We start from the raw sequence: 25,653 nt of genomic DNA, 5'->3' as shown, positions 1-25,653 counted from the left end.
CGGATATCGTGGCCAGCATCCGCACCCCCTACGGGATCGGAACAGGGAGAGTTCATGAGCGTTTCTTCGCGTCCGGGGCAGGTTCCGGCGGGGCAGCATGTCAGCCAGCAGTCCATTCGCGTGCGGGGTGCCCGCGCGCATAACCTTAAAAATGTCGATGTGGACATCCCGCGTGACGCGCTGACGGTCATGACCGGCCTGTCCGGCTCGGGCAAGTCGTCGCTTGCGTTCGATACGGTCTATGCCGAGGGCCAGCGCCGCTACGTTGAAAGCCTCTCGGCCTATGCGCGGCAGTTCCTTGAGCTGATGGGCAAGCCTGATGTCGATTCGATCGAGGGGCTGTCTCCCGCCATCTCCATCGAGCAGAAGACCACATCCAAGAATCCCCGCTCCACCGTCGGCACGGTGACGGAGGTGCATGACTACATGCGCCTTCTGTGGGCGCGCGCTGGCGTGCCCTATTCGCCCGCCACCGGCCTGCCGATCGAGGCGCAGACCATCAGCCAGATGGTTGATCGCGTCATGGCCATGCCCGAGGGCACGCGGCTGATGCTGCTGGCCCCGGTGCTGCGCGACCGCAAGGGCGAATGTAAAAAGGAACTGGCCGACCTCCAGCGCAAGGGCTTCACCCGCGCCAAGGTGGACGGCACGCTCTACACCATTGACGAGGTGCCCGAACTCAACCGCCGCCTGCGCCACACGGTGGAAGCGGTGGTGGACCGCATCGTGGTCAAGGAAGGCATTGAAAGCCGCCTGGCCGACAGTTTCGAGACCGCGCTCGGCCTGTCTGACGGGCTGGTCTATGCGGAGGAAGTGGTGAAGGGCGCCAAAGACGATGAGGAAGCCCCGCGCACGGTCTTTTCCTCGCGTTTCGCCTGCCCGGTCAGCGGCTTTACGCTCGAGGAAGTCGAGCCGCGCCTGTTCTCGTTTAACGCCCCGCAGGGCGCGTGCCCGGCCTGCGATGGCATCGGGCAGGAAACCTTTTTCGACCCGCGCCTGATCGTGCCTGACGAATCGCTCTCGCTTGGTGCAGGCGCCATAGCGCCGTGGCGCAACAGCCAGAGTCCGTACTATACCCAGACGCTCGCCTCCATCGCCAGGCATTACGGCGTATCGATGGACACGCCCTGGGAAGATCTGCCCGAAGGCGTGCGCGACGTGATCCTTGAAGGCGGAAAAGACCCCATCGAGTTCACCTACCGCGATGACCGCCGCGCTTACAGCCTGACCAAGCCGTTCGAGGGCGTGGTGACCAACCTGCGCCGCCGCATGGCCGAGACCGACAGCGTATGGGTGCGCGAGGAACTCTCGCGCTACCAGTCCGAAAAGCCCTGCCATGTGTGCGATGGCGCAAGGCTGCGGCCCGAGGCGCTCTCGGTAAAAGTGGCGGGGCTTAACATCGCCCAGGCGTCTGACATGCCCATCAGCAGGGCGCTGGAATGGTTCGGCACGGTGGAGGCGACCCTCACGCCCCAGCGCGCCGAGATCGCGCGGCGCATATTGCGTGAAATCCTTGACCGGCTGCGCTTTCTTGATGACGTGGGGCTGGACTACCTGACCCTGTCACGCGGTTCGGCCACCCTTTCGGGCGGCGAGAGCCAGCGCATCCGGCTGGCCAGCCAGATCGGCTCGGGGCTGACGGGCGTGCTGTATGTGCTTGATGAACCCTCCATCGGTCTGCATCAGCGCGATAACGAGCGCCTGCTCGGCACGCTCGACCGGCTCAAGAAGCTCGGCAACACGCTCATCGTCGTCGAGCATGACGAGGACGCCATCCGCGCTGCGGACTGGCTGATCGACATGGGGCCGGGGGCGGGCGTGAATGGTGGCAACATCGTCGCCGCCGGCACGCCGCAGGAAGTGGCCGCAAACCCGGACAGCCTGACCGGGGCCTATCTTTCGGGCCGCAAATGCATTCCCGTGCCCGCCAAACGCCGCAGGATCGACCCCGAGCGTGAACTCGTGCTGCGCGGGGCAACGGGCAACAACCTCAAGGATGTGACGGCAAAGTTCCCGCTCGGCACGTTTACCTGTGTGACCGGCGTGTCGGGTGGCGGCAAGTCCACGCTGGTGATCGACACGCTGTACAAGGCGCTCTCACGCAGGTTGATGGGCTCGGGGCAGAACCCGGCGCCTTATGCCAGCATCGACGGACTGGAGCAGCTCGACAAGATCATCGACATCGACCAGTCGCCCATCGGGCGCACACCGCGCTCCAACCCTGCTACCTATACCGACCTGTTCGGCCCCATCCGCGACTGGTTTGCCGAACTGCCCGAGAGCAAGGCGCGCGGCTACAAGCCCGGCCGCTTCTCGTTCAACGTAAAAGGCGGGCGGTGCGAAGCGTGCCAGGGCGATGGCGTGCTCAAGATCGAGATGCACTTCCTGCCCGATGTGTTCGTGACCTGCGATACCTGCAAGGGCGCGCGCTACAACCGCGAAACGCTGGACGTGAAGTTCCGCGGCAAGTCGATTGCCGATGTGCTGGCCATGTCGGTTGATGAGGCGCTGCCCTACTTCTCCGCCGTGCCGCGCATCCGCGACCGGCTGGCCATATTGCAGAAGGTGGGGCTGGGCTATGTGGCGCTGGGCCAGCAGGCCACAACCCTTTCGGGCGGCGAGGCGCAGCGCGTCAAGCTGTCCAAGGAGCTGGCGCGCCGGGCCACGGGCCGCACGCTCTACATTCTTGATGAACCCACCACCGGCCTGCATACCGAGGATGTGCGCAAGCTGCTCGAGGTGCTGCATGCGCTGGTCGATCAGGGCAACACGGTGGTGGTGATCGAGCATAACCTCGAGGTAATCAAGACCGCCGACTGGGTGATCGACATGGGGCCGGAGGGCGGCGATGGCGGTGGCCGCATCGTGGGCTGCGGCACGCCCGAGCAGGTGGCGGCCACACCCGAAAGCCATACCGGGCGATTCCTGCGCCCGCTGCTTGAACACAGGCCGCTCGTGCCGGTGGAAGAAGGCGTGCCGCCATCCACGCCAGCCCGCAAGGCGCGCGGCAAAAAAGTCACAGTGGCTGCGGGGAGCAAAACCCCTGAAGGCCCGAAAAAGAAAGAAAAACCGGCAAAAGCGAAGCGTAAGCCGGCAAAATAGACACCGTTTTGCGCAGAGGGTTGCGGGGTGGGTGCAAAAAACTTTTCGCAGGCTGCGAAAAACACTTGCACCCCAAGGCCCGCAGGCCCTATCAGCGCCTCTCTTGGCCCAAGGGGGCAATTCTGCCCAACAGGCTGTCTACTGGTTTGGGGGTACGTGATGAACGCACTTGCTCAACTGGGGATGGTCTCGGAACACCCGAGCGATAACCAGATCTCTTCAGCGCCGTTTTCGTCCGAGGACGACCGGAAGGATTATTTCGTCGAGAAAGACGGAATGAAGTTTGCGGGAACGCACCTTCTTGTCGATCTATGGGATGCCCGGAATCTCGATGATCCGGAACAGATCGACCGTACCCTGTGCGAGGCCGCCGTTACGGCGGGGGCGACGATCCTGCACAGCCACTTCCATCACTTCACGCCCAATGGCGGCGTGTCGGGCGTGGTCGTGCTGGCGGAAAGTCATATCTCGATTCACACATGGCCCGAGCGCAACTTTGCCGCCGTGGATATTTTCATGTGTGGGGCGTGCGATCCGCACCTTGCCATTCCGGTCATGCAGCGCCTGTTCCAGGCGGGCCGGATCGAGGTGGACGAGCAGCGCCGTGGGCGCGTGCAGCTTTAAACGGCTGTGGCCGGGGGGCATATCCGCGCGCCCCGGCATGCTTTCAGTAAATCAAAGTCGAAGTGGCGGGCCGGATGTATTTCCGGCCCGTGCTTTTTCATGTGCATCGATTAGGACGTAAAGGGGGTTGGTCATGTCCCGTGAGTGGATCAGCGAAGGCCTGTATGAAGGCTGGCGGCAGGAACTGAGCGTGGATAAGCTGCTGGCACGCACCAAAAGCCAGTTTCAGGACATTGCGGTGTTCGAGAATGTCGATCTTGGCCGGGTGCTGATGCTTGATGGCGTGGTCCAGATCACGGAACGCGACGAATTCGTCTATCAGGAAATGCTGACCCACGTGCCGCTGCTCGAGCATGGCGATGCGAAGCGCGTGCTGATTATCGGCGCGGGCGACGGGGGCGTGCTGCGCCGCGTGCTCGAGCATGGCACGGTGGAAAAGGCCGTGATGGTCGAGATCGATGGCGAGGTCATCGACCTGTCCAAGAAGTTCCTGCCCGCCATTGCGGGCGATGCCTGGAACGACCCGCGCGCCGAGGTGATCGTGGGTGACGGCATCGAATACGTGACCAACGCGCCCGACGGATCGTTTGATGTCATCATCGTCGACAGCACTGACCCGATCGGCGTGGGCGAGGTGCTGTTTACCGATTCGTTCTACAAACACTGCGCCCGCATTCTTACGGCCAACGGCATTATCGTGAACCAGTGCGGCGTGCCGTTCATGCAGGCGGATGAACTGCGCGACACCAGTGCGCGGCGTGCGCAGTTTTTCGATCATGTGTCGGCCTATGTCGCTGCCGTGCCGACCTATGTGGGCGGGTTCATGACGCTGGGCGTGGCCGCCAAGGGCACGGTGCCGGGCCGGCATGGGGCTGATGTGATCCGCGCGCGCGCCGAGAAGGCGGGCATTAAGGGCACGCGTTACTGGACGCCGGAGATGCATGTCGCCTCCTTCGTCCTGCCGCCTTATATCGCGCAGAACCTGCCGCGCTAATCACCGGATCCAGTTAAGGAAAAGGCCGGAGGGGTATGTTCCCCTCCGGCCTTTTTCGTTGCGCGCTCAGGTCGGTATTCAGGCCGCGGGCGCGATGCGGGCGGTCTTGCGCAGGCTGACCAGATCCGCGCCCAGCTCTTTGACGGCCACTTCGAACACCTTGAAATGGGGGGTCGCGAGATGGGTCTCGAAAGCGGCTTCATCGTCATAGACTTCCACCAGGATGACGGTCTGCGGGTCATCGAGCGGGCAGACGGCCTCAAAGCGCTGGCAGCCGCTTTCATCCGCTACCGAATGGGCGCTGTCATAGGCGCACAGTTCGAGGAAGTGGTTGCGGTGCTCGGCGGGAATGCGGAATTCGGCCACGATGGTCAGCGGGCTGGTCATGAAGGGGTCATCCTTTTTACGTTACAGGCCCAAAACGTAATGCCTGCGGTGGGCGGGGTCATGGTGTGCACCACCATGGCGCATTTTCATGGATTGACTTGGCGCATCCGCTCATGTCAAGTCAGCTCTGTCGACACGGGAGAGACTGGCCCCGCGCCAGCGCCGAAGGAGCAACCGCCCCGGAAACTCTCAGGCCAAAGGACCGGTTGACCAAGACTTCTGGAAAGAGGCGTCCCTCACCAGGATGCCCGCCGACGGGATAGCGATCTCAGGCACATGCGACAGAAGGGGCACTTGGAATCCATCAGGATTCGACAGGAGTCCCGCATGCTTATGCCGTTCGTTACCGTGTTCCCCGCATTTCCCCCGACCTGTTCCGCTGGCGCGTTTCGTGCCTGCCCGCCCGCATGCCTGGCATGCAGGGTCGCGTGCGTGCCTGCGGACCCGCACAAGGCCCAGCCCGCATGACCCAGCCCCTGCTGCGCACCCCGCTTTACGACCTTCATATCAAACTCGGCGCCCGCATGGTGCCGTTTGCAGGCTATGACATGCCGGTGCAGTACCCCGCAGGCGTCATGGCCGAGCACCTGCACACGCGCGGCAAGGCGGGGCTGTTCGATGTCTCGCATATGGGGCAGGTGCGCATCCGCCCGCGCTCGGGCAATCTGGTTGATGCGGCGCACGCCCTCGAGGCGCTGGTGCCTGCGGATATTGTGGCGCTCAGGCCCGGCCGCCAGCGCTATGCCGTGTTCACTACCGCAGATGGCGGCATCAGCGATGACCTGATGGTCACCAACATGAGCGACTGGCTGCTGCTCGTGGTCAATGCCGCGTGCAAGGAGGCCGATTTCGCCCATGTGCACAAAGCCCTGAACGAGACCTGCACGGTCGAGAGGCTCGATGGCCGCGCCCTGATCGCACTTCAGGGCCCCGCCGCCGAGGCGGCACTCGCCGCGCTGAACCCTGCCGCCGCCGCCATGCGCTTCATGGATGTGGCGGAGATGGACCTTGCGGGCGTGCCCTGCATTGTCTCGCGCTCGGGCTATACCGGTGAGGATGGCTACGAGATCGGCATGGCCAATGAAGGCGCTGAAACCGTGGCCCGCGCCCTGCTGGCCCAGCCCGATGTAGCGCCCGCGGGCCTTGGCGCGCGTGACAGCCTGCGGCTTGAAGCAGGCCTTTGCCTGTATGGCGCGGATATCGACCTGACCACCACCCCGGTGGAAGGCGCGCTTGAATGGTCCATCCAGAAAAGCCGCAGGCCCGGTGGCGCGCGCGCGGGTGGCTACCCCGGCGCGCAGGTCGTGGCTGACCAGCTCGCCGATGGCACGACGCGCCGCCGCGTGGGCCTGCGTGCCGAAGGTCGCGCCCCGGTGCGTGGCGGCGCGGAACTGTTTGCCGATGAGGCAGGCCAGGTGCCTGCGGGCCATGTCACGTCAGGCGCGTTTGGCCCCAGCGTGGGTGGCCCCGTGGCCATGGGCTATGTGGCGGCTGACCATGCAGCCGTGGGCACGCGGCTGTTCGCCAGCGTGCGCGGGCGGCTGCTGCCTGTGGCCGTTGTCGGGCTGCCCTTCGTGGCGGCTACGTTCAGACGCTAGTTTTTCGTTTTTTTTCAAACCCGTATTCAGATCAAGGATGCACGCACATGACCGTCTATTACACCAAGGAACATGAGTGGCTGCGCGTTGAAGGCAATGTGGCCGTGGTCGGCATTACGGCGCACGCGGCGAACGAACTCGGCGAGATCGTGTTTTCCGAAGCGCGTGACCCCGGCACCACCGTGGAGCAGGGCGACAGCGTGGCGGTGGTCGAATCCGTCAAGGCGGCATCCGACATCTATGCGCCGGTTACGGGGGATGTGCTGGCCTTCAATGACGCGCTCACCGATGACGCGGCCCTCATCAACCGCGACCCCGAGGGCGAAGGCTGGATCGTGCGCATGACCATTGCCGACGCCTCCCAGCTTGAAGGGCTGATGGACCACGCCACCTACACCGCGCTGGTTGGCTGATTTTTCCCCCTCGTTCCCACCTTTGACGGAGTATGCTGGCCGTGACGTCTTCTTCCTGCGGTTCTTCTTCCCTGTGGCAAGATACGGGCGATGATGCCGGGGCGTTCTGCGCCCGGCATGTTGGCCCCGATGCAAATGACGTGGCGGCCATGCTGCGCGTGGTGGGCGCGGATACGCTCGATACCCTGATGGCCCAGACCGTGCCCGGTTCCATCCGCCTTGAGGGCGGCATGGGGCTTGGCGCTGGCGTGCCCGAGCATGTGGCGCTGGCCCGGCTGCGCGGCATTGCGGCGGAGAACCGGGTGCTGACCTCGCTGATCGGCCAGGGCTATTACGACACCATCCTGCCCGGCGTGATCCAGCGCAACGTGCTGGAAAACCCGGCCTGGTACACCGCCTATACGCCTTACCAGCCCGAGATCAGCCAGGGGCGGCTCGAAGCGCTGCTCAACTTCCAGACGCTGGTGATCGAACTGACCGGGCTGGACGTGGCCAATGCCTCGCTGCTCGATGAAGGCACAGCCGCAGCCGAGGCCATGGCCATGGCCCGCCGCGTGGCCAAAAGCAAGGCCAGCGCTTTCTTTGTCGATGCCGACTGCCACCCGCAGACCATCGCCGTCATCCGCACCCGTGCCGAACCCATGGGCTGGCAGGTTGTGGTGGGTGACCCCGCCACCGACCTCGATGCGCAGGCCGTGTTTGGCGCGGTGTTTCAGTATCCCGGCTCGACGGGTGAACTCCGCGACCCGCGCGCGTGGATTGAAAAGCTGCATGCGGCGGGCGCCATCGCCACGCTGTGCGCCGACCCGCTGGCGCTGATGCTGCTGCAAAGCCCCGGCGCACTGGGGGCCGATATCGCGGTCGGCTCCATGCAGCGTTATGGCATGCCCATGGGGGCCGGTGGCCCGCATGCGGCCTATATGGCGGTGCGCGATGCCTTCCGCCGCAACATTCCCGGCCGCATCGTGGGCGTGTCGATTGATGCACGCGGCAAGCCTGCCTACCGTCTGGCATTACAGACGCGCGAGCAGCATATCCGCCGCGAGAAGGCGACCTCGAACATCTGCACGGCCCAGGCGCTGCCGGCCATCGTGTCGTCCATGTACGCGCTGTATCATGGGCCGGTGGGGCTGAAGGCCATTGCCACGCGCATCCACCGTCTTGCCACCATCCTTGCCGCTGGCCTGCGTGCCCTGGGGGCCGAGGTCGTGACGCAGGCGTTCTTTGATACCGTGACCGTCAACACCGGCACGCAGACCGACGCGGTCATGGCACGTGCGCTCGATGCGGGGATGAACCTGCGCCGGGTCGATGCAGCCCATGTGGGCATCAGCCTTGATGAGACCTCCACGCCTGACACGGTACGCGCGCTCTGGGCGGCTGTCAGTGGCGATGCCGCCCGCGCGGGGCAGGTCGAGGCCGGGCTGGATGCTTCCACCCCCACCATCCCCGAAAGCCTCGTGCGCACGGATGAACTGCTGGCCCAGCCGATCTTCTCGGCCTGCCAGTCGGAAACCGACATGCTGCGCTACATGCGCCGCCTGGCCGATCGTGACCTTGCGCTTGACCGTTCCATGATTCCGCTGGGTTCATGCACCATGAAGCTCAACGCCACGGCGGAAATGCTGCCGATCACGTGGCCGGAATTCTGCAACATCCACCCCTTCGCGCCAGCCAACCAGATGCGCGGTTATGCCCGGCTGTTCACCGATCTTGAGCGCATGCTGTGCCAGATCAGCGGCTATGCGGCGGTGTCGCTCCAGCCCAATTCCGGTGCGCAGGGCGAGTTCGCGGGGCTGATGGCCATTCGTGGCTACCACCGCGCGCGTGGTGACATGGCGCGTGACGTGTGCCTCATCCCGGCCTCGGCGCATGGCACCAACCCGGCCTCGGCCCAGATGGCGGGCATGAAGGTGGTGGTGGTTGCGTGTGACAGCAACGGCAATGTCGATCTTGATGACCTGAAGGCCAAGATTGCCAAACATGCCGATGCGCTGGCCGCGATCATGATCACCTATCCCTCTACTCACGGTGTGTTTGAGGAGAACGTGCGCGAGATCTGTGAACTGGTGCACGCGGCAGGCGGGCAGGTTTACGTGGATGGCGCGAACCTCAACGCGCAGGTGGGCCTTGCGCAGCCGGGCGTGTATGGCGGCGATGTCAGCCATTTCAACCTGCACAAGACCTTCTGCATTCCCCACGGGGGCGGTGGTCCCGGCATGGGGCCGATCGGGGTGGGCGCGCATCTGGCCCCCTACCTGCCGGGCGCGCCGCAGAATGGCGAGGCCAATGCCATTTCGGCAGCGCCTTTCGGTTCGGCGGATGTGCTGCCCATTTCGTGGATGTACATGGTCATGATGGGCGATGCCGGGCTCAGGCGCGCCACCGAGGTTGCGATCCTGAACTCCAACTACATCGCCACCCGCCTGTCTGGCCATTATCCGGTGCTGTATCAGGGCGCCAATGGCCGTGTTGCGCATGAATGCATCATCGACCTGCGCCCGCTTAAGGACGAGACGGGGGTTACGGTCGATGACATTGCCAAGCGGCTGGTTGACCATGGCTTCCATGCGCCCACGGTCAGCTTTCCGGTGGCGGGCACGTTCATGATCGAGCCGACCGAGTCCGAAAGCCGGGCCGAGCTTGACCGTTTCTGCGATGCGATGATCGCCATTCGCAAGGAGATCAGCGCGGTTGCGGCAGGCGAGATGACCATTGAGGAAAGCCCCCTGCGGCATGCACCGCACACCGTGCGAGACCTGACCGACCCTGACTGGACCCGCGCCTATGACCGCGCCACCGCCTGCCTGCCCGGTGCTGTGCACCCGGCGAGCAAATACTGGTCGCCCGTCAACCGGCTGGATAACGCCTATGGCGATCGCAACCTCATCTGCTCCTGCCCCGATATGAGCACTTACGAGGCCTGATGGGCAGATTTGAAAAACAGTCAAAGGTTTTGGGTGCCGCCTTTTTTTAAAAGGCGGCATTTTTTTAGCTTTTTGAAAAAAGCTTCACCAAAAACTTCTTTATGTTTTCAAGAATGTTTTCTGGCCTGCCTTTTCAGGCAATCTCTGCGGGGCTGATTGCACCGGGCCGGTTAGTCTATATATCTGAAAGGATATAATAACCGCTCAGGGGACAGGATTGTGAACTGGGGCAGATGCACTGTAGCCACGGGGGCGCTGGCATGCGCCATGGCAGCGAGCCTGGTCGCCCATCCCGCCACGGCGGGCGAGATAACAGACATGGCGGGCCATGCGCAGACCGTGCCCGATCATCCCGCCCGCATTGCCGATCTGTGGTTCGCCCATAACGAACTGCTGCTGATGCTCGGCGGCGTGCAGCAGATCGTCATGACAGTGGACAGCCCGCAGGCCCGGCCGTGGATGTACCGGGTGTTTCCTGCACTCGCGCAGGCGCAGGTGGTCAATGGGCCACAGGTCAATGCGGAATCCCTGCTGCGTGACCAGGTGGACCTTGTGTTCGTGCCGCAGGCCTCGGCGGCCATCACGGCCTTTGGCGCGGTGGGCATTCCTGTGCTGGTCTCGTCGTTTCAGGATGTCGATGGCCTGCTACGCGTGGTGGACATGACCGCCGCGGCCCTTGGCACCGAACATGCGCACGCTACCGCAGCCCATTACCGCACCATGATGAAGCAGACGGTCCATGACGTGCGCGAGCGCCTTGCCAGCGTGCCCGAAAGCGCGCGTCCGCGCGTGCTGCACATCCAGTCACTGCATCCGCTGCGGGTGGATGGGGCGGACAGCATCGTGGATGAATGGATCACCCTGGCCGGGGGCCGTAATGCCGCAATCGGGGTCAGTGGCAACATGAAGCCGGTCACCCCCGAGCAGGTGGCGGCGTGGAACCCCGATGTCATCATTCTCGGCCCCGATTGCGGCACCATTGATGCTGGTGCCGATGGCGGCCTGTGGCAGCGGCTCGACGCCGTGCGCAACGGGCGCGTGCATGCCAACCCATCGGGCGTGTTCCCGTGGGATCGGTATGGCAGCGAACTGCCGCTCCAGATCAGTTGGGCGGCGAAGACGCTCCACCCCGACCTGTTTGACGATATCGACCCCGTGGCGCTGACGCGCGATTTCTACAGCACCTATTTCCACTACAGTCTGAGCGAGGACGACGCGCAGCGCATCCTTGCAGGCCAGCCGCCGCAGCCCGTGCCGGATCACGCTCCTTGAGGCTGCGCGGGCTGGCTGTTGCGGCACTTGCAGCCATGGGGCTGGTGGGGCTTGCGGTTTTCTCGGCCTGCATCGGGCGCTTTGCTGTGCAGCCCGGGCAGGTTCTGCACGCACTTGCCGCCAGCATGGGCCTGATGGCTGGGGCCAATACGCCACAAACGCATATGGTGCATAGCGTCGTGTTTGGCGCGCGCCTGCCGCGCATTGGGGGGGCGATCTGTGTTGGGGCGGCACTTTCAGTGGCAGGGGCGGCGTATCAGGCAGTGTTTCGCAATCCTCTGGTCTCGCCCGGGCTTCTGGGCGTGCTGGCAGGCGCTGGCACGGGGGCGGCGCTGGGCATTGTGTGGGGGCTGGGGCCTGTGGGTGTTGCGGGGCTGTCCTTTGCGGGCGGGCTGCTGGCGGTTGCCTGTGGCGTGGGGGTGGCGCATCTGTTTGATGCGACTTCCATGCTGATGCTGGTCTTTGGCGGGCTGATCAGTTCGGCGCTGTTTACGGCGCTGCTGTCGCTGCTCAAATACATTGCCGACCCGCAGAACCAGTTGCCTGACATCGTGTTCTGGCTGCTGGGCAGCCTGACGCAGGTTACGCCGCACGCGCTGGGCGTGATGGCTGGGCCGGTGGTGGTTGGCATCGTGCTGCTCAGCGCCTGCGGGCGCATGCTCGATGGCCTGGCCATGGGCGATGAGGAGGCCCGCACGCTGGGCATTCCCGTCATGGCGCTGCGCTACGGCGTGATTGGCGCGGCCACGGTGCTGGCAGCACTTACGGTTTCGGTTGCGGGCATGATTGGCTGGGTGGGGCTGGTGGTGCCGCATGTGGCACGGCTGCTGGTGGGGCCATGCAACATGCGGGTGCTGCCTGCCAGCGCCTGCCTTGGCGGCATGTTCCTGCTGGTGTGCGATGATCTGGCGCGCACGCTCTCGGTGGAGGAAATTCCCGTAGGCCTGATTGCCGACCTGCTCGGGGTGGCGCTGTTCGTGGCCGTGCTGCCGCTGCTGCGGCGGGGGTGGCGGGCATGATGACTGTACTGCACATGGCCGGGGTCAGTTTCAGCCATGCCGGGCGCACCGTGCTGCATGACCTTTCATTTGGCGTCAGGGCAGGGGAGATGACCGCGCTGCTTGGCCCCAATGGCGCAGGCAAGACCACGCTTTTGCGCCTGCTGCTGGGGCTGACGCGGCCGGAGGCAGGGCAGGTGCTGCTGGAGGGCAGGCCCATGCAGGGCTGGTCGCGGCGCGAAGTGGCGCGGCGCATTGCCTATGTGCCGCAGGGGCATGTGCCGCTTTTTCCCTACAGCGTGCGTGACATCGTGGGCATGGGTCGCCTTGTGGAAACGCCCTTTGCGCTGGGCCTGCCCCGCCATGACCGCGATGAGGTGACGCATGCCCTGCACGCGTTGGGCATTACCCATCTGGCGGACCGGCCCTATACCGAACTTTCAGGCGGCGAGCGGCAGGCGGCCCTGCTGGCCCGTGCCCTGGCGCAGGGGGCGCGCACGCTCATTCTTGATGAGCCGGAAACCGGGCTGGATTACGGGCAGAAGCAGCGGCTTTACGCCCTGCTGCAAAAACTTGCCACGCAGGGCCATGCCATTGTGGCCACCACGCACGACCCGCTTGCCGCCGCCCGCGTGTTTGACCGCGCCATTGCGCTGCGGCAGGGGCGGATCATGGCCGATGGTCCTGCCGCCGCGGTGCTTGACCCCCCCATGCTGGAGCGGCTTTACGCGCCACGCTGAGGGGTTGCTCAAAGAATAAAAGTTTTTGGTGAAGTTTTTTTACAAAAAGCTTTAAGCAATGCCGCCTTTAAAAAAGGCGCTATCCAAAAACTGCTGTTTTTCAGCAAGAATATGCTGGGCCAGAAAACCATACCGCCCACCATGCGTCTGCCTGCTATCCCCCTCAAGCAGGACGTTTTCCCATGAAAGCACTGACCTGGCAGAAGAAAGGCAAGATCACATGCGAAAGCGTGCCTGATCCTGTCATTATGGATGGGCATGACGCCATCATCAGGGTAACCGCCTGCGCCATCTGTGGTTCCGACCTGCACCTGATGGATGGCATGATGCCAACCATGCAGTGTGGCGACATCCTCGGCCATGAAACCATGGGCGAAGTGGTGGAGGTGGGCCGGGAAAACACCCGCCTTACGGTGGGGGACCGGGTCGTGGTGCCCTTTACCATCTCATGCGGGGCGTGCCGGCAATGCAAATGGGGCAACTGGAGCTGCTGCGAGCGCACCAACCCCAATGGCCGCCAGCAGGCCGAGACATTCGGCTACCCGCTGGCGGGGCTGTTTGGCTATTCGCACATCACGGGTGGTTTTTCCGGCGGGCAGGCGGAATATCTGCGGGTGCCGCATGCTGATATCGGGCCGATCATCGTGCCGGAGGGGCTGAGTGACGACCAGGTTCTTTTCCTGTCCGATATCTTTCCCACCGGCTATCAGGCCGCTGAATACTGCGACATTACGCCAGAAGCCGAAAAGACCATTGCCATATGGGGCTGCGGTCCGGTGGGGCAGATGGCGATCCGCTCATGCTTCCTGCTCGGAGCCAGGCGGGTCATCGCCATAGATCAGGTGCCCGAGCGGCTGGCCATGGCGCAGGCGGCGGGTGCCGAGACAATTGATTTTGGCACCGAGAACATCCAGCATACCCTTGTTGAAATGACACACGGGCTGGGACCGGATGCGGTGATCGAGGCGGTGGGCATGGAAGCGCATGGTGCGGATACCATGATGCAGAAGGTCGGCTCGGCCCTGCTGTCAGCCACCACGCTCGAGCGGCCCTTTGCGCTCAACCAGGCCATTCTGGGTTGCAGGCCCGGTGGCATCGTGTCGATGCCCGGCGTTTACGCAGGCGCGCTCGGGCCGGTCATGATCGGGGTGCTGATGAACAAGGGCCTGACCCTGCGCACGGGGCAAACCAACGCCCAGAAATACCTCCAGCCCCTGCTTGAGCGTATTGAGAAAGGGGAGATCGACCCTTCCTTCGTCATAAGCCATCGCTCGGCTGATCTTGAGGATGGGCCTGCCCTTTATGAGAAATTTCGTGACAAGAAGGATAACTGCATCAAGGTGGTGTTTTATCCGCATGGGGGGTGATGGGCGGGTTTTGGGGGTGATGCGGAAGGTCGGCTTTGGGAGATAAACGGCGTCTGGAGAATTTCCACTGAACTCCGGTTCAGCAGAGAGGCTCTGTTTCATTGGTTTTTGCAAGCATCTTCACCCATTCAGATGATCCCATCTGAATGGGTTCTGCTCTGGCAGACCCGCCGAGCGTTATGTTTCCGGCGGGATCGCCCGGCGCAGAGATCGTCACTTGCGATGATGCTGTTTCGGTTGGCACGATAGGAGGGTGACAGCAGCCGTATCTTCAAAACGGTCCGGATGCGCCGTAAGAGGCATGGACACAACATCGTTGCTCCGATGGTCGGCATAGACGAACGTCAAATAGTAAGACTGAGCCTCGATCCGAGGATCGCCATCGAACATTTTGTTCCATTCCAGCAAGTCGCGCCGCAGCGGCGATCCGACATCGCCGCTGCGGGTCCAGACTGCCGACACACAGGTCGAAACACGCTCGACGCGCACGATTAACCGCCCATTGAGAAACGCTTTTCCATCGAGCTCCTCGTTGAACATCGTATTGCCGTTGTAAGACTGTTCCTCCAAAGACTCCGGCTTGGTGCCCGCGTGTGCGGTGCCGCCGATACAGACGGCGCAAATCAGGCTTAGGATAATAGCGCGGATCATCAATATCGTCCTTCCTGCAGAAGCATGGCCTCGTTGTGCCGTCTCTTGACCAGACCGTTCATGATCTTGCCTTTCGAGCGCACCTGCTCCTCGATGATCCTGACGGCCTTGCGTTTGTCGCCGCTGTTGATAGCGGCACGGACACCTGGCCAACCTTTTCCTGGATTGTAGACGAACGAGACGAACGAGACGAGGGCGTCGAACTCGTTTTGTGTCAGGTAGACATGGGAGTGCGGAAGGTCGGCTATCGGGAAGCGATAAACGAAAGCAGCCATTTTTTGCGCTCATGTTCATGGCTGCTACCGACCAGACCCGGTCGTACAACGCGAACCGATCTACGTCTGCTCGAGACGGAAGCGGACGATCAGGCCACCCCAATCAGGCCATCGGCATCGCGCCAGTCCACTCCCGAACGCCCGGTGCTAGGCAAGCAAGGCGGCACTTAGGGAAACCGATTTGTCTATCTGGGAACATCGCTGGGATGGCAGATCGTCGAGGATCAAAAACCCTCCCTAGCGGATGAAGAGCGGTTCCCCGACCTCGAGCTGCGCCAGCGCGGCTTCCAGCTAAGCGAAGTCAATGTGGTGCGGGGTGGCGGCGTAGCGGCTCGGTAGGGAGCAACGATCTCCTCATGCCTGACACTGATTCGCGTCAGGAGCTTTGATGTCATGGCAAGGAAAAGGCGGATGTCGGCTTCCTCAATCACGTGGAAAGGTTGGCCCACGATCTCGGTGCTGAACCCATCGGCGTGCCAAGGCCTAACGGACCATCGATCCAGATCCGAGTGGGCATGAACCTTGTTGCGAAGGCTCAATAGCTTGGTATGAAGGACCTTTTCGTCGGCCTCATATCGCAGGAGCTTATTGGGGAAATTATAGCCGCGCTTCCCGACTTCGAACACGCGGCCATATGAAACCACGAGTGTGGTCACATAAGCCGATTGATGAAAGTAGACCTTGCCCCGGCTCCAAGGCATTCGATTGTACCACTTCTTTTTGAGGAGATGCTCCGCTGCGTCCCGAGCAAATCCTATGTCGGAAGCCGACGCAACAAGCTTGGTGACCGTCTGCCTGTCATAGGGTGCCATTTCCAATAGCATGCGGACAGGCTACCTCAGTTGCGTTGAACAGTAAAGGCGGGTCGGCGGAGCGAGCATCGTGTTGTCCGACGAAAGGTCTCAGCTCAAGCTCTTGCGCGGAAGTAAGAGAGGACGTGAACAAGCGGCTAATTCTAAGGAACAGGCAGGACAGTCTGAGCGTCCGCTCCTGGGTCATACTGTTGGCGGCGCTCATCATTATGGCTGTCGCAAGATGCTACTCGGCCCGCCGATGAACGACCGCTATTCTCTGTCGCCATCCCGAAACCTGCCAGACTTCAAACGGCCAAACCTGCTCCTTCAGGAATACGAGAGGGCTACGCTGGCGAACGTCAGGTTCTGGAACGACCGGACGTTCGAGCTGCCCAGCCCGATCGGCCGCTTTGTCCCAAAATTTGTCTATCGCGGTTCGCTTGATAATGTCGGCTTTCGGGCAATGGCCACAGCCGCTTGGGTGTCTGACATGAGGCGTATCCTGTCTGTCCGCTATAAGGAATTCATTTCAAGGTTTCTATTGTTTGACACGAAACAAAAATAAAAAAATGTTGCGGATGGTTAATGGATCATCAGGCTGTGCCCGTTGCACCGTCTGTCCCACACGGCTTTACAGGTTGGCCGTCAACTGAATGCCCAGCACCGCAGCATCGTGGAAAGTGGTCGTCGCACCAGGGTGTTGCAGATACTGGAAGTCAAACTGCATCGTGGTGGAATTGCGCAGCACGTGCGTGCTGTAAAATGCTTCGTATACGTTTTCCCAGTGCTGCACGCCCCATACCGGCCCCCACTGGTTGCTCAGGTAGGGCAGGCCGAGCGCGCGCGAGGATTCCTGCTGCAGCGACAGCGTGCTGCTCATGTCCATATGCTGGAACATGGCCCCGATCTGGTCCTGCCTGCGGTGCCAGGGCGAGCCTGATTCAACAAGGCCAATCCATTCATGGTCACGCATGGCCACGATATTGCCCTGCGAGTAGCCCGCGCCACCCACCGCCACCAGCCCCTCCGCAACGCCGGGGCCATTGCGCACCAGCATCTGGTCGAACATGAACCACGCCGTGCTCATGCCCGCTTCATACCGGCGCGGCTGGCCCGTGAGCTGGAAAGAGTTGCCATGAATATCGGAATAAAGGTTAGGATAGCGCGAGTTATCGTACCACGCGCCAAGCTTGTAGTTGCCGCGCAGGGAATGCTTGCCAAACCATGGCATCCAGCCCACTTCCACCTGCGAGGTCACCTTGCCCATCCCGCTCTGGGCCAGCGCCCAGCCTGAAATGCCGCCGTTAAAGGCATGGGGCGACACCATGAAGATACCTCCCATGATATAGACCTTCTTGGCCGGAAAGATGCGCAGCACCCCGCCCAGATTGCCCGAGGGCCAGTCACGCCCGCCCGGCACGTATTTGCCCGGTGCAAAGTTGCTGCACACGGATACGTTCATGAAAGAACAGGCTACGTAATCATAGGCAAAGAAGCTGCCGGTCGGAATATCACCGGCGGAAACAACGATGCGTTTGTGCAGGAATGTCTTTTCGGCATACATCGCCACCAGGTGCGCCACGACATTACCGCGCCCGCCATAGATCTGCTCGGGGTTGGTGACCGAATCACCAAGGTTGTAGCCAAAGTTGCGTCCATGGCCGTTGATGACGAGCATGTGCGTCCATAACCCGCTGACATGCGCAAGCCGCTGCCAGTCAATATCGAGTTCGCCCGCCACCTGGCCTGCCAGTACGTCGGATCGCGTGCGCCCGCCGCGTACGTTGCCCATGAATTCCTCATTGATTGCGAAGTTGAGGTACAGGCCATGCCTGTTCAGCCACCGGCGGGCGCCAAACCACTGGCCAAGCAGATGCGGCGCGCCGTGCAGGGTGGGCACCTGCGGGTCGACCACGGCGTTGCCCCACCCTTCAAGCGGAAAGGCATGGGCGGCATAGGGTTCAAGCTCGACGGGCAGGGATTTGGAGGTTTCACTCTGGGCAAATGCGTCATCGATGCAGATCACGACCATGAAAATCAAAGCAATAGATGTCAGTATTTGCTTCACGAGGAATCCGTTCCAGAATTTCCCGACAATTGCATTATTTTCACAATTGACTTCAAACTATAAAATCTAATTAATTTGTAATATTTCGCACATATTTAATAAATCAAGTGTGAATTGATGTAAAATTACTGCTATTTAAAATAAAATTATTAATAAAAGTTCATGTAACCCAATTTTTAATAAATTTCTGCCCATCAAACACGCCTGAACCCGCCATCAGGAGAAGCCTGTTCTGCAAAACAGGCCATGAGCCAACAGAAGTATTTTTGGGGAAATGGCATAAACCAAAAATATATCACTCATGTCAGCGCATGGTATTGAAAATAGATAATGGTTTTTATTGAAGTGTAGTGCGCATTATTGAAAATAAACTTCAACCATGAAGATGTTTTTGGTGAAGATTTTTTCAAAATGCTTCGGAAGGTGTCGCCTTTAAAAAAGGCGACACCTCAAAACTTTTCTTATTTTTTTACCAAAGATTTGTTTTCAAAAAATTTCTTACTGCGCCGGAGGCGGGCCTGCTTCGGGTGTCTCATCCGTTTCAGTGGCGGGGGCATCGTCACGTTCAACCACCTTGATGGAATCACCCACCAGCCCCCTGGCAAAGGCCTCGGCGGAGAAGGGGCGCAGATCCTCGGCCTGCTCGCCCACACCCACCAGATGCACCGGCAGGCCGAACGCATCGGCCAGCGCCACCACAATGCCGCCACGCGCCGAGCCATCGAGCTTGGTCACCACAAGGCCGGTCACGTTGACCAGTTCCTTGAACACCCGCACCTGCTCCACCGCGTTCTGTCCGGTGGTGGCATCGAGCACCAGCAGCACCGAATGGGGAGCGGTTTCATCAAACTTGCGCATGACGCGGATGATCTTGGCCAGCTCCTCCATCAGTGCGCTCTTGTTGTGCAGGCGGCCTGCGGTGTCGACCAGAAGCAGGTCGGCCCCTTCCGCCGTGGCGCGCTTCAGCGCCTCGAACGCAAGGCCTGCCGCATCGGCATTGGGCTTGCCCGCAATGACCGGCACGCCGGTGCGCTCGCCCCAGACCTGAAGCTGCTCGACGGCGGCGGCGCGGAAGGTATCACCCGCCACCATCATCACCTTCTTGCCCTGCTCGCCATAATAGCGGGCCATCTTGCCAATGGTGGTGGTCTTGCCGGTGCCGTTTACGCCCACCACCAGCACCACATGCGGCCTGTGCTTCGGGTCAGGCTCGAACGGAATGGCGACGGGCTGGAGGATGTTGGCGATTTCCTCTGCCAGGGCCTGACGCACCTCCTCATCGGTCACTTCCTTGCCGAATTTGGAGCGACGGAAGGATTCAATCACCTTGCCCGCAACGCTGGGGCCAAGATCAGCGGAGATCAGCAGGTCTTCCAGGTCCTCGAGCGCCTGGTCATCAAGCTTGCGCCGGGTAAAGACGGCGGTCAGCCCGCCGCTGAGTTTCTGCGTGGAGCGCGAAAGCCCCGCCTTGAGACGTGAGAAGAAGCCAAGAGCCATATCAGAGAATTTCCGCCACCAGTCCGTTATCGTCCACCGCCACGGGGCGCACCGTCTCGATCCGCCCCGCACCCGACACAGCACCATCCACCAGCCGCACGGGCGCGAACTCTTCCGAATGTCCCGCCATGTCGGTTTCCATCAGCACGCGCAGGGTGCGCCCGCGCAGGCGTTCATGAAAGTCGCGCGCCGCCTGCGCTCCCGCCGCGCGCAGGCGTGCCGCGCGCGCCTTGCGCTCGGGCACCGCAATGGCGGGCATGCGCGCCGCAGGCGTGCCGGGTCGCTCACTATAAGGGAATACATGCAGGTAGGGCAGGGCGTTGGCCCGCACGAATTCGAGTGTCTGTTCAAACAGCGCGTCATCCTCGGTCGGGAACCCGGCGATGATGTCCGCTCCGATGCCGATATCGGAGCGCAGCGCCCGCGCCCGCGCCACGACGGCTGCGGCATCGGCCGTGAGGTGGCGGCGCTTCATGCGCTTGAGGATGATGTCGCTCCCCGCCTGCAATGACAGGTGCAGGTAAGGCATGAAGCGCGGCTCGGTTGCGAGCAACTTCCAGATATCCTCGTCAATCTCGACGGGATCGACCGAGGAGAGGCGCAGCCGCTCGAGCTCGGGCACGAGGGCGAGCAGCCTGCGGCACAACTGCCCCAGCAGCGGCCTGCCCGGCAGGTCGTGCCCCCATGAGGTAATGTCCACCCCGGTCAGCACCACCTCGCGGTAACCGGAATGCACCAGTGCGCGCACCTGCTCCACCACGGCCCCCACCGGCACCGAGCGCGATGGCCCACGGCCAAAGGGAATGATGCAGAAGGTGCAGCGGTGGTCGCACCCCTGCTGCACCTCGACAAACGCGCGGGTGCGCCCGGCGAATTCGGTCACCAGATGCGGGGCCGTTTCACGCGCGGCCATGATGTCGGACACGGCATGACCTTCGCCCAGCGCCATCTCGCTCCAGCTTGTGGCCTCGAGCTTTTCGCGGTTGCCCAGCACGCGGGTCACGCCGGGCAGCGCGGCCCAGCGTTCGGGGTCGATCTGGGCGGCGCAGCCGGTCACGACAATGCGGGCATCGGGCCGCTCGCGGTGGGCGCGGCGCACGGCCTGCCGCGCCTGGCGCTCGGCCTCGCCGGTGACGGCGCAGGTGTTCACGATCACCACATTGTCCAGCCCGGCTGCGTGGTTGCGCATCACCTCGCTCTCATAGGTATTGAGGCGGCAGCCGAAGGTAAGGATCTCGGGCTTTGTCATCGTGGATAGTCTTCAGGGTTGAAGTGGCCCGTAAAGCTGGTCACGGCCGGGCCGGTCATGAGTACGTGGCCATCCGCCTCGCGCCACGTAATGCCGAGTTCGCCACCATCCATCGCCACCGTGCAGCTGCGCCCGACCAGCCCGCGCCGTATGGCGTTGACCACGGCGGCGCACGCGCCCGAGCCACAGGCCCGCGTCAGCCCGCTGCCGCGCTCCCACACGCGCAGGCGCATGGCGTCAGGGGATGTAACATGGGCAAAGCCGATATTGGCACGCTGGGGAAAGAGCGGATGATGCTCAAGTTCCGGCCCCGCCACGCACGGGTCCATCGCATCGGGCACGGGCAGGAAGAAGGTCGCATGCGGGTTGCCCATCGACACTGCCGCCGGATCGCCCGCAATGGGCAGGTGCAGCGTATCCATGGCCTCGGCCAGCGGCACGTCCTGCCAGTCCTGTGCGGGCACGCCCATATCCACCGTGACCGTGCCGGGGCGTACGATGGTGGCGGCCAGCACGCCCGCGCGGGTCTGTAGCCCCACATGCGTGTGCCCGGCCTCACGCGCCACAAGGTCGGCCACACAGCGCGAGGCATTACCGCAGGCGCCGGATTCCGAGCCATCGGCATTGAAAAAGCGTACGAACACATCCGCGCCTTCAGCACAGGCCGGGCGCAGGATCACGAACTGGTCGCAGCCAATGCCGGTATGCCGGTCGGACAGGGCGGCAATGCGGGCAGGCGTGAGGTCATGGCGCTGCACGCGCTCATCCACCACCACAAAATCATTGCCCAGCCCGTGCATTTTCAAAAAACCGGTCATCATCCGTCCTGTATAGCGGTTCGCCACCCCTTTATGCGAGCGGGATGGCACCGCCCGCGCCTGCTTGCAAGCCCGATCAGATAAAACGCCCCGGCTTTCCGCGCTGCAACACTTCAATCTTGTAGCCATCGGGGTCGGTTATGAAGAAGAACCTTCCTACAAACCGCTCGCCACACGCCATGTCCTTCACCGCCAGCGGCGCAAGGCCGGCTTTGGTCAGCCGGGCATGCTCGGCATCGACATCCGCTACCGATACGGCGAGGTGCCCATAACCATCGCCAAGGTCATAAGGCTTTGTGCGGCCGTGGTTTACGGTCAGTTCCAGCTCGAATGTCTGTTCATCATTCGACAGGTAGATAAGGCTGAAGGTATCAAAAACAAGCCGGTCGGCCACTTTCAGGCCAAAGGCGGTTTCATAGAAGGCGAGGCTCGCGGCTTCATCAAGCACGCGGATCATGGAATGGATCATACGGGCCATTCGGCTTTTCTCCTGTTCTCCACGGCATGGGGCGTGATACGCCCACCCCGTATCGCATTGTTGCACCTGCACTGTCTGGCATATTCATGAACGACCTGCACGGGTTCCACCCGCATTCCTTCACCGTCGCCTCGGCTGAGTCCGATACGCTGTTCTATTCGCGCCGCCCCGCCGGCCCCCTGCTTGACCAGGGCGCGCAGACAGCCATCATGGCGCTTTATCGCACGCTCCTGCCCGAGGATGGCAACATCCTCGACCTGATGGCAGGCCCCGACAGCCACCTGCCGCCTGACATGGAATTCGACAGCGTGATCGGCATCGGCGTGAACGCGCAGGCGCTCGACAGCAATACCCGCCTGACCGACCGCGTGGTGGAGGACATCAACGAAACACCCGACCTGCCCCTTGCCGATGAAAGCATGGACGCAGCCCTTCTGTGCGATGTCGTGCCCTATCTGCGCCAGCCGGTGCAGGTGCTGCGTGAAGTGGCCCGCGTACTGCAACCCGGTGGCCTGATCATCATTACATATGGCGCGCGCTTCATACCGCAGAAGGCCACGGCGCTGTGGCAGGCGCTCGAGCCCGATGACCGGGGGCGCATGCTCGGCGTGCTGTTGCAGCGCGCGGGCTTTGGCCCGGTGGATACCGGCAGCGTCACCCCCGCGCCGGAGGACATGTTCTGGAAGGATGCGGTCATGGCGCTGACGGCCCGCCGTCCTGACATTTTGTAACATTGGCTGTCCGGGCCACCGTATTCCGCCATGATGCGCGTGACACAAACGGCACGGCGCGGCAGATCACGTCTTATTAAAACAAATTATCATTTACCCGGCCTGCCGGACATGTTTTGTCACATCCTGTCTTAAACCTGTTCTGGAGCCTTCTGGCGATACATGCAGATTCCGTTCCTCTCCGGCAAGTCCGCCAGCCGTCTGGCCAGCCTGCTCATGCTGTGTTCCGTTCTGGCGCCGGTGGCTGCCGCATGGGGTGATGAGGACCCCGAATCGCTGGATATCATGGAACGCCAGATGGCCCACCTGCAGGAGCAGCAGCAGGCCCTGCAGAATGAACTTGCCGCCATGCACCAGCAGATTGCGCAGCACCGCGCCCGCCTTGGCGGCACGGCGGCCGCGGGCGGGGCGGGTGGTGCGGGCCACCCGCTGGAGGTTACGGGCTCGGGCGGGCATGTGCGCGGCGGCTGGGTGCCGGTGGAAGGCCATGCAACGCAGCAGGCGGCGGTAACGGGCGGCGAGCGCGTGGGCCGCCCTCATATCGGTGGCTATTCCGACCCTACATCCGAGCTTGGTGACCAGCCCACGGTTGAATCCGTGGTGGCGCACCGCGAGGAAGACCTGATCTCGCACATGGCCAACAACAATGTCGGCCCGCATAACCGCGAGACGGTGGGCGCGCAGTCGGCGGGCGCCTTGGGCAGCAAGGTGTTCCATCTTGGCCCGGTGGCGATCATTCTGGGTGGCTTCTTCGATGCGGCGGCGCTGGTCGAGAACCGTCAGGTCTCATCGGGCATCTTCAACTACTGGAACGCGATTCCCTTCCGCAACAGCTCGAATTTCCACACCACCAACTTCAATGGCGATGCGCGGTATTCGCGCTTCTCGCTCATGGCGCGGGGGCAGCTCAACCCGCACCTGACCGTGGCAGGCTTTGTGGAAACCGATTTTGGCGCAAGTGCCGAGACCACCAACCCCTATGAGAGCAATTCCTACGTGCCCCGGCTGCGGCAGGCTTACCTGACGCTGGATGATTCGCGCGCGGACCTGCATTTCCTCATCGGCCAGGCCTGGACCATGCTCACGCCTGACCGCGTGGGCATCGTGCCCCGTCAGGAAAGCCTTCCCGAAACGATTGAATCCTCCATCCTCGCGGGCCAGACCTGGTCGCGGCAGTGGCAGGTGCGCATCGTCAAGGATTTCCTCAAGCACCGCCTGTGGACCGGCCTGTCGATCGAGAACCCCGCCACCATTTATGACACCACCGGCTTTTCCGCCGCGGGTGACAATGGCGAATACAGTCTGGCCAATGGCGGCTACGCCAAGCTCGGCTCGAACGGCGTGGGGCTGAGCAGTGCCTCCACCAACTATTCCAACGAGATCGCGCCCGACATCATCGGCAAGGTGGCATGGGACCCCTCATGGGGTCATTACGAGGTCGAGGGCGTGGTCCACTTCCCGCATGACCGTTCGGTCATAAACGGGGTCGGCGAGAACCATACCGCCATCGCCTGGGGGGCGGGTGGCTCGATGATCCTGCCGGTCATTCCGCACCGGCTGGAAGTGCGGCTGGCAGGCCTGGCGGGCAAGGGCATCGGCCGTTACGGCTCGGTGCTGCTGCCTGATGCCACGCTGCGGGCCAATGGCGCGCCCGCCCTGCTGTCGAGCGTCCAGACCACGGCAGGCGTGATCGCACACCCCAACAAGCTGATCGATGTGTATGGCTATTTTGGCATGCAGCGCTCGGGCCGCAGCTACTTTGATGAAGATGGCGGCAGCTATGGCTATGGCAACCCCAATGCCGACAATACGGGCTGCATGACCGAAGGCTCCGACATCACCGGGGGTGGAGGGTGCACCGCCAATATTCGCTCGGTGGAGGAGTTCACCATCGGGGCATGGTACCGCTTCATTCATGGCCAGTACGGCACGGTGCAGGCGGGCACGCAACTGGCCTATTCGCGCGTGCACACATGGGGCGGCATGGGTGGCGCGCCCACGACCAGCCTGAGCGAGATCTTCTTCGATTTCCGTTACCTGCCTTTCCAGTAAGGCAGGCGTGCGCCACGTCGGATATTGCGTCAGGCCGGGAAAAGGGGGATGGTGGCGCGCGATTGGGAAGAATGGAAAGGCCTGCGCTCATGTCTATCAGGTTACGGCACTTGGTCCTTGCTACGTGGCTGGGCGCTGCTGTCGCGCCGGGTGTGGCCCTTGCGGAGGGCGGCCATGCCGATGCGGGCAACGAAGACCCCGGCGAGGCCTCACAACGCCATGCCACCATGCATCAGCTTTCCAAAAAGCCGCCTCTGCCCACCCTGCATATGGATTACAGCCAGTACCGCTTCATCCCCAAGGGAGACCGGGTCAAGGAACAGCCCGACGTGAACCGCCTGCTGTTCTGGACCCCCACCGGCGAGCCTGATGGCTATGCCGAGAAACGCGGCACCGCCGTGCTGTATTACGACCGCACCGGCAAGGCCGTGCGCGTGGATACCAACCCCTACAACCGCTAGGCGCGAAAACGGCAGGAGAAGTGCTTTTGAGTGTCACCTTGCTTTAAAAAGGTGACGCCTTTCAGAGCGTTTTGAAAAAGCTTCGCCAAAAACTTTATCATTTCAAAGTATTATTCATAAAAAAGGGACCATCTGATGATGGTCCCTTCCTTTACGT

23 protein-coding genes and 1 riboswitch are annotated in these 25,653 nt (G+C 62.3%); of the genes, 14 read left to right on the top strand and 9 right to left on the bottom strand.

Annotated features, from left to right (window positions below; translation table 11 throughout):
- Positions 1–54: 54 nt before the first annotated feature.
- The 3 genes from uvrA (at position 55) to speE (ending at position 4,720) form a co-directional block, all read left to right on the top strand.
- A complete protein-coding gene (gene uvrA / locus CDI09_RS05765; protein ID WP_078526395.1) occupies positions 55–3,102 on the top strand; it encodes an excinuclease ABC subunit UvrA in 3,048 nt (1,015 codons plus the stop codon).
- A gap of 159 nt (positions 3,103–3,261) precedes the next feature.
- Positions 3,262–3,726, top strand: a complete 465-nt coding sequence (gene speD, locus CDI09_RS05760; protein ID WP_025437442.1) for an adenosylmethionine decarboxylase — start codon at positions 3,262–3,264, stop codon at positions 3,724–3,726.
- A 133-nt stretch (positions 3,727–3,859) separates the two neighbouring features.
- Positions 3,860–4,720, top strand: coding sequence for a polyamine aminopropyltransferase (speE, locus tag CDI09_RS05755; RefSeq protein WP_078526397.1), 861 nt, complete (start codon positions 3,860–3,862; stop codon positions 4,718–4,720).
- A gap of 78 nt (positions 4,721–4,798) precedes the next feature.
- On the opposite strand, the gene CDI09_RS05750 is transcribed toward speE, so the two are convergent.
- Positions 4,799–5,107, bottom strand: coding sequence for an antibiotic biosynthesis monooxygenase family protein (locus tag CDI09_RS05750; RefSeq protein ID WP_078526399.1), 309 nt, complete (start codon positions 5,105–5,107; stop codon positions 4,799–4,801).
- Positions 5,108–5,233: 126 nt separating this feature from the next.
- Positions 5,234–5,321, top strand: a riboswitch (glycine riboswitch).
- 250 nt (positions 5,322–5,571) lie between these two features.
- On the opposite strand from CDI09_RS05750, the gene gcvT reads away from it, so the two are divergent.
- The 7 genes from gcvT (at position 5,572) to CDI09_RS05715 (ending at position 14,422) form a co-directional block, all read left to right on the top strand.
- Entirely contained in the window at positions 5,572–6,705 is a 1,134-nt protein-coding gene (gcvT, locus tag CDI09_RS05745; RefSeq protein ID WP_078526401.1) for a glycine cleavage system aminomethyltransferase GcvT, read from the top strand.
- A 47-nt stretch (positions 6,706–6,752) separates the two neighbouring features.
- On the top strand, positions 6,753–7,118 hold the full coding sequence (gene gcvH / locus CDI09_RS05740; RefSeq protein ID WP_078526403.1) for a glycine cleavage system protein GcvH: 366 nt from the start codon (positions 6,753–6,755) through the stop codon (positions 7,116–7,118).
- 32 nt (positions 7,119–7,150) lie between these two features.
- On the top strand, positions 7,151–10,045 hold the full coding sequence (gene gcvP, locus CDI09_RS05735; protein WP_078526405.1) for an aminomethyl-transferring glycine dehydrogenase: 2,895 nt from the start codon (positions 7,151–7,153) through the stop codon (positions 10,043–10,045).
- Between the two features lie 267 nt (positions 10,046–10,312).
- Entirely contained in the window at positions 10,313–11,317 is a 1,005-nt protein-coding gene (locus CDI09_RS05730; protein WP_078526407.1) for an ABC transporter substrate-binding protein, read from the top strand.
- Between the two features lie 35 nt (positions 11,318–11,352).
- The gene (locus CDI09_RS05725) at positions 11,353–12,336 is read left to right on the top strand and encodes a FecCD family ABC transporter permease (protein ID WP_078528028.1); all 984 of its coding nucleotides are present in this window, start codon (positions 11,353–11,355) and stop codon (positions 12,334–12,336) included.
- Positions 12,336–13,055: an ABC transporter ATP-binding protein gene (locus CDI09_RS05720; protein ID WP_078528030.1), complete on the top strand. Its 720-nt coding sequence runs from the start codon at positions 12,336–12,338 to the stop codon at positions 13,053–13,055. The genes CDI09_RS05725 and CDI09_RS05720 overlap by 1 nt, the downstream gene beginning before the upstream one ends.
- Before the next feature lie 182 nt (positions 13,056–13,237).
- Positions 13,238–14,422 (top strand): zinc-dependent alcohol dehydrogenase, encoded by a 1,185-nt coding sequence (locus CDI09_RS05715; RefSeq protein ID WP_078526409.1) that lies wholly within the window; start codon positions 13,238–13,240, stop codon positions 14,420–14,422.
- Between the two features lie 213 nt (positions 14,423–14,635).
- On the opposite strand, the gene CDI09_RS05710 is transcribed toward CDI09_RS05715, so the two are convergent.
- From CDI09_RS05710 to CDI09_RS05700, 3 genes are all read right to left on the bottom strand, one after another.
- A complete protein-coding gene (locus tag CDI09_RS05710) occupies positions 14,636–15,073 on the bottom strand; it encodes a hypothetical protein (protein ID WP_078526411.1) in 438 nt (145 codons plus the stop codon).
- A complete protein-coding gene (locus CDI09_RS05705) occupies positions 15,073–15,348 on the bottom strand; it encodes a glycoside hydrolase family protein (RefSeq protein WP_078526413.1) in 276 nt (91 codons plus the stop codon). The genes CDI09_RS05710 and CDI09_RS05705 overlap by 1 nt, the downstream gene beginning before the upstream one ends.
- A 224-nt stretch (positions 15,349–15,572) precedes the next feature.
- The gene (locus CDI09_RS05700; RefSeq protein WP_146220809.1) at positions 15,573–16,160 is read right to left on the bottom strand and encodes a hypothetical protein; all 588 of its coding nucleotides are present in this window, start codon (positions 16,158–16,160) and stop codon (positions 15,573–15,575) included.
- A 70-nt stretch (positions 16,161–16,230) separates the two neighbouring features.
- Between CDI09_RS05700 and CDI09_RS17545 the strand changes: the two genes are divergently transcribed.
- Positions 16,231–16,707: a hypothetical protein gene (locus tag CDI09_RS17545; RefSeq protein WP_146220808.1), complete on the top strand. Its 477-nt coding sequence runs from the start codon at positions 16,231–16,233 to the stop codon at positions 16,705–16,707.
- Positions 16,708–16,773: 66 nt separating this feature from the next.
- Here CDI09_RS17545 and CDI09_RS05690 read toward each other — a convergent pair whose 3' ends face one another.
- From CDI09_RS05690 to CDI09_RS05670, 5 genes are all read right to left on the bottom strand, one after another.
- A complete protein-coding gene (locus CDI09_RS05690; RefSeq protein ID WP_167370213.1) occupies positions 16,774–18,174 on the bottom strand; it encodes a carbohydrate porin in 1,401 nt (466 codons plus the stop codon).
- Between the two features lie 534 nt (positions 18,175–18,708).
- Positions 18,709–19,707 (bottom strand): signal recognition particle-docking protein FtsY, encoded by a 999-nt coding sequence (gene ftsY / locus CDI09_RS05685; protein ID WP_078526421.1) that lies wholly within the window; start codon positions 19,705–19,707, stop codon positions 18,709–18,711.
- 1 nt (position 19,708) lies between these two features.
- Positions 19,709–20,956, bottom strand: coding sequence for a tRNA (N(6)-L-threonylcarbamoyladenosine(37)-C(2))-methylthiotransferase MtaB (mtaB, locus tag CDI09_RS05680; RefSeq protein ID WP_078526423.1), 1,248 nt, complete (start codon positions 20,954–20,956; stop codon positions 19,709–19,711).
- The gene (gene dapF / locus CDI09_RS05675; protein ID WP_078526425.1) at positions 20,953–21,777 is read right to left on the bottom strand and encodes a diaminopimelate epimerase; all 825 of its coding nucleotides are present in this window, start codon (positions 21,775–21,777) and stop codon (positions 20,953–20,955) included. The genes mtaB and dapF overlap by 4 nt, the downstream gene beginning before the upstream one ends.
- Before the next feature lie 73 nt (positions 21,778–21,850).
- The gene (locus tag CDI09_RS05670; RefSeq protein ID WP_078526427.1) at positions 21,851–22,252 is read right to left on the bottom strand and encodes a VOC family protein; all 402 of its coding nucleotides are present in this window, start codon (positions 22,250–22,252) and stop codon (positions 21,851–21,853) included.
- Between the two features lie 86 nt (positions 22,253–22,338).
- Here CDI09_RS05670 and CDI09_RS05665 point away from each other — a divergent pair, with 86 nt between their 5' ends.
- From CDI09_RS05665 to CDI09_RS05655, 3 genes are all read left to right on the top strand, one after another.
- Positions 22,339–22,983: a class I SAM-dependent methyltransferase gene (locus CDI09_RS05665; RefSeq protein ID WP_078528032.1), complete on the top strand. Its 645-nt coding sequence runs from the start codon at positions 22,339–22,341 to the stop codon at positions 22,981–22,983.
- 162 nt (positions 22,984–23,145) lie between these two features.
- Complete coding sequence (locus CDI09_RS05660) at positions 23,146–25,035, top strand: hypothetical protein (protein ID WP_078526428.1); 1,890 nt, start codon at positions 23,146–23,148, stop codon at positions 25,033–25,035.
- An 89-nt stretch (positions 25,036–25,124) separates the two neighbouring features.
- On the top strand, positions 25,125–25,496 hold the full coding sequence (locus CDI09_RS05655; RefSeq protein ID WP_205836598.1) for a hypothetical protein: 372 nt from the start codon (positions 25,125–25,127) through the stop codon (positions 25,494–25,496).
- The last annotated feature ends 157 nt before the right edge of the window (positions 25,497–25,653 follow it).

The sequence above is a fragment of the Komagataeibacter nataicola genome, from assembly GCF_003207795.1.
Taxonomy (GTDB): Bacteria; Pseudomonadota; Alphaproteobacteria; order Acetobacterales; family Acetobacteraceae; genus Komagataeibacter; species Komagataeibacter nataicola.
Note: the sequence above shows the minus strand (reverse complement) of the source record. Positions and strands in the feature narration are given on the sequence as shown.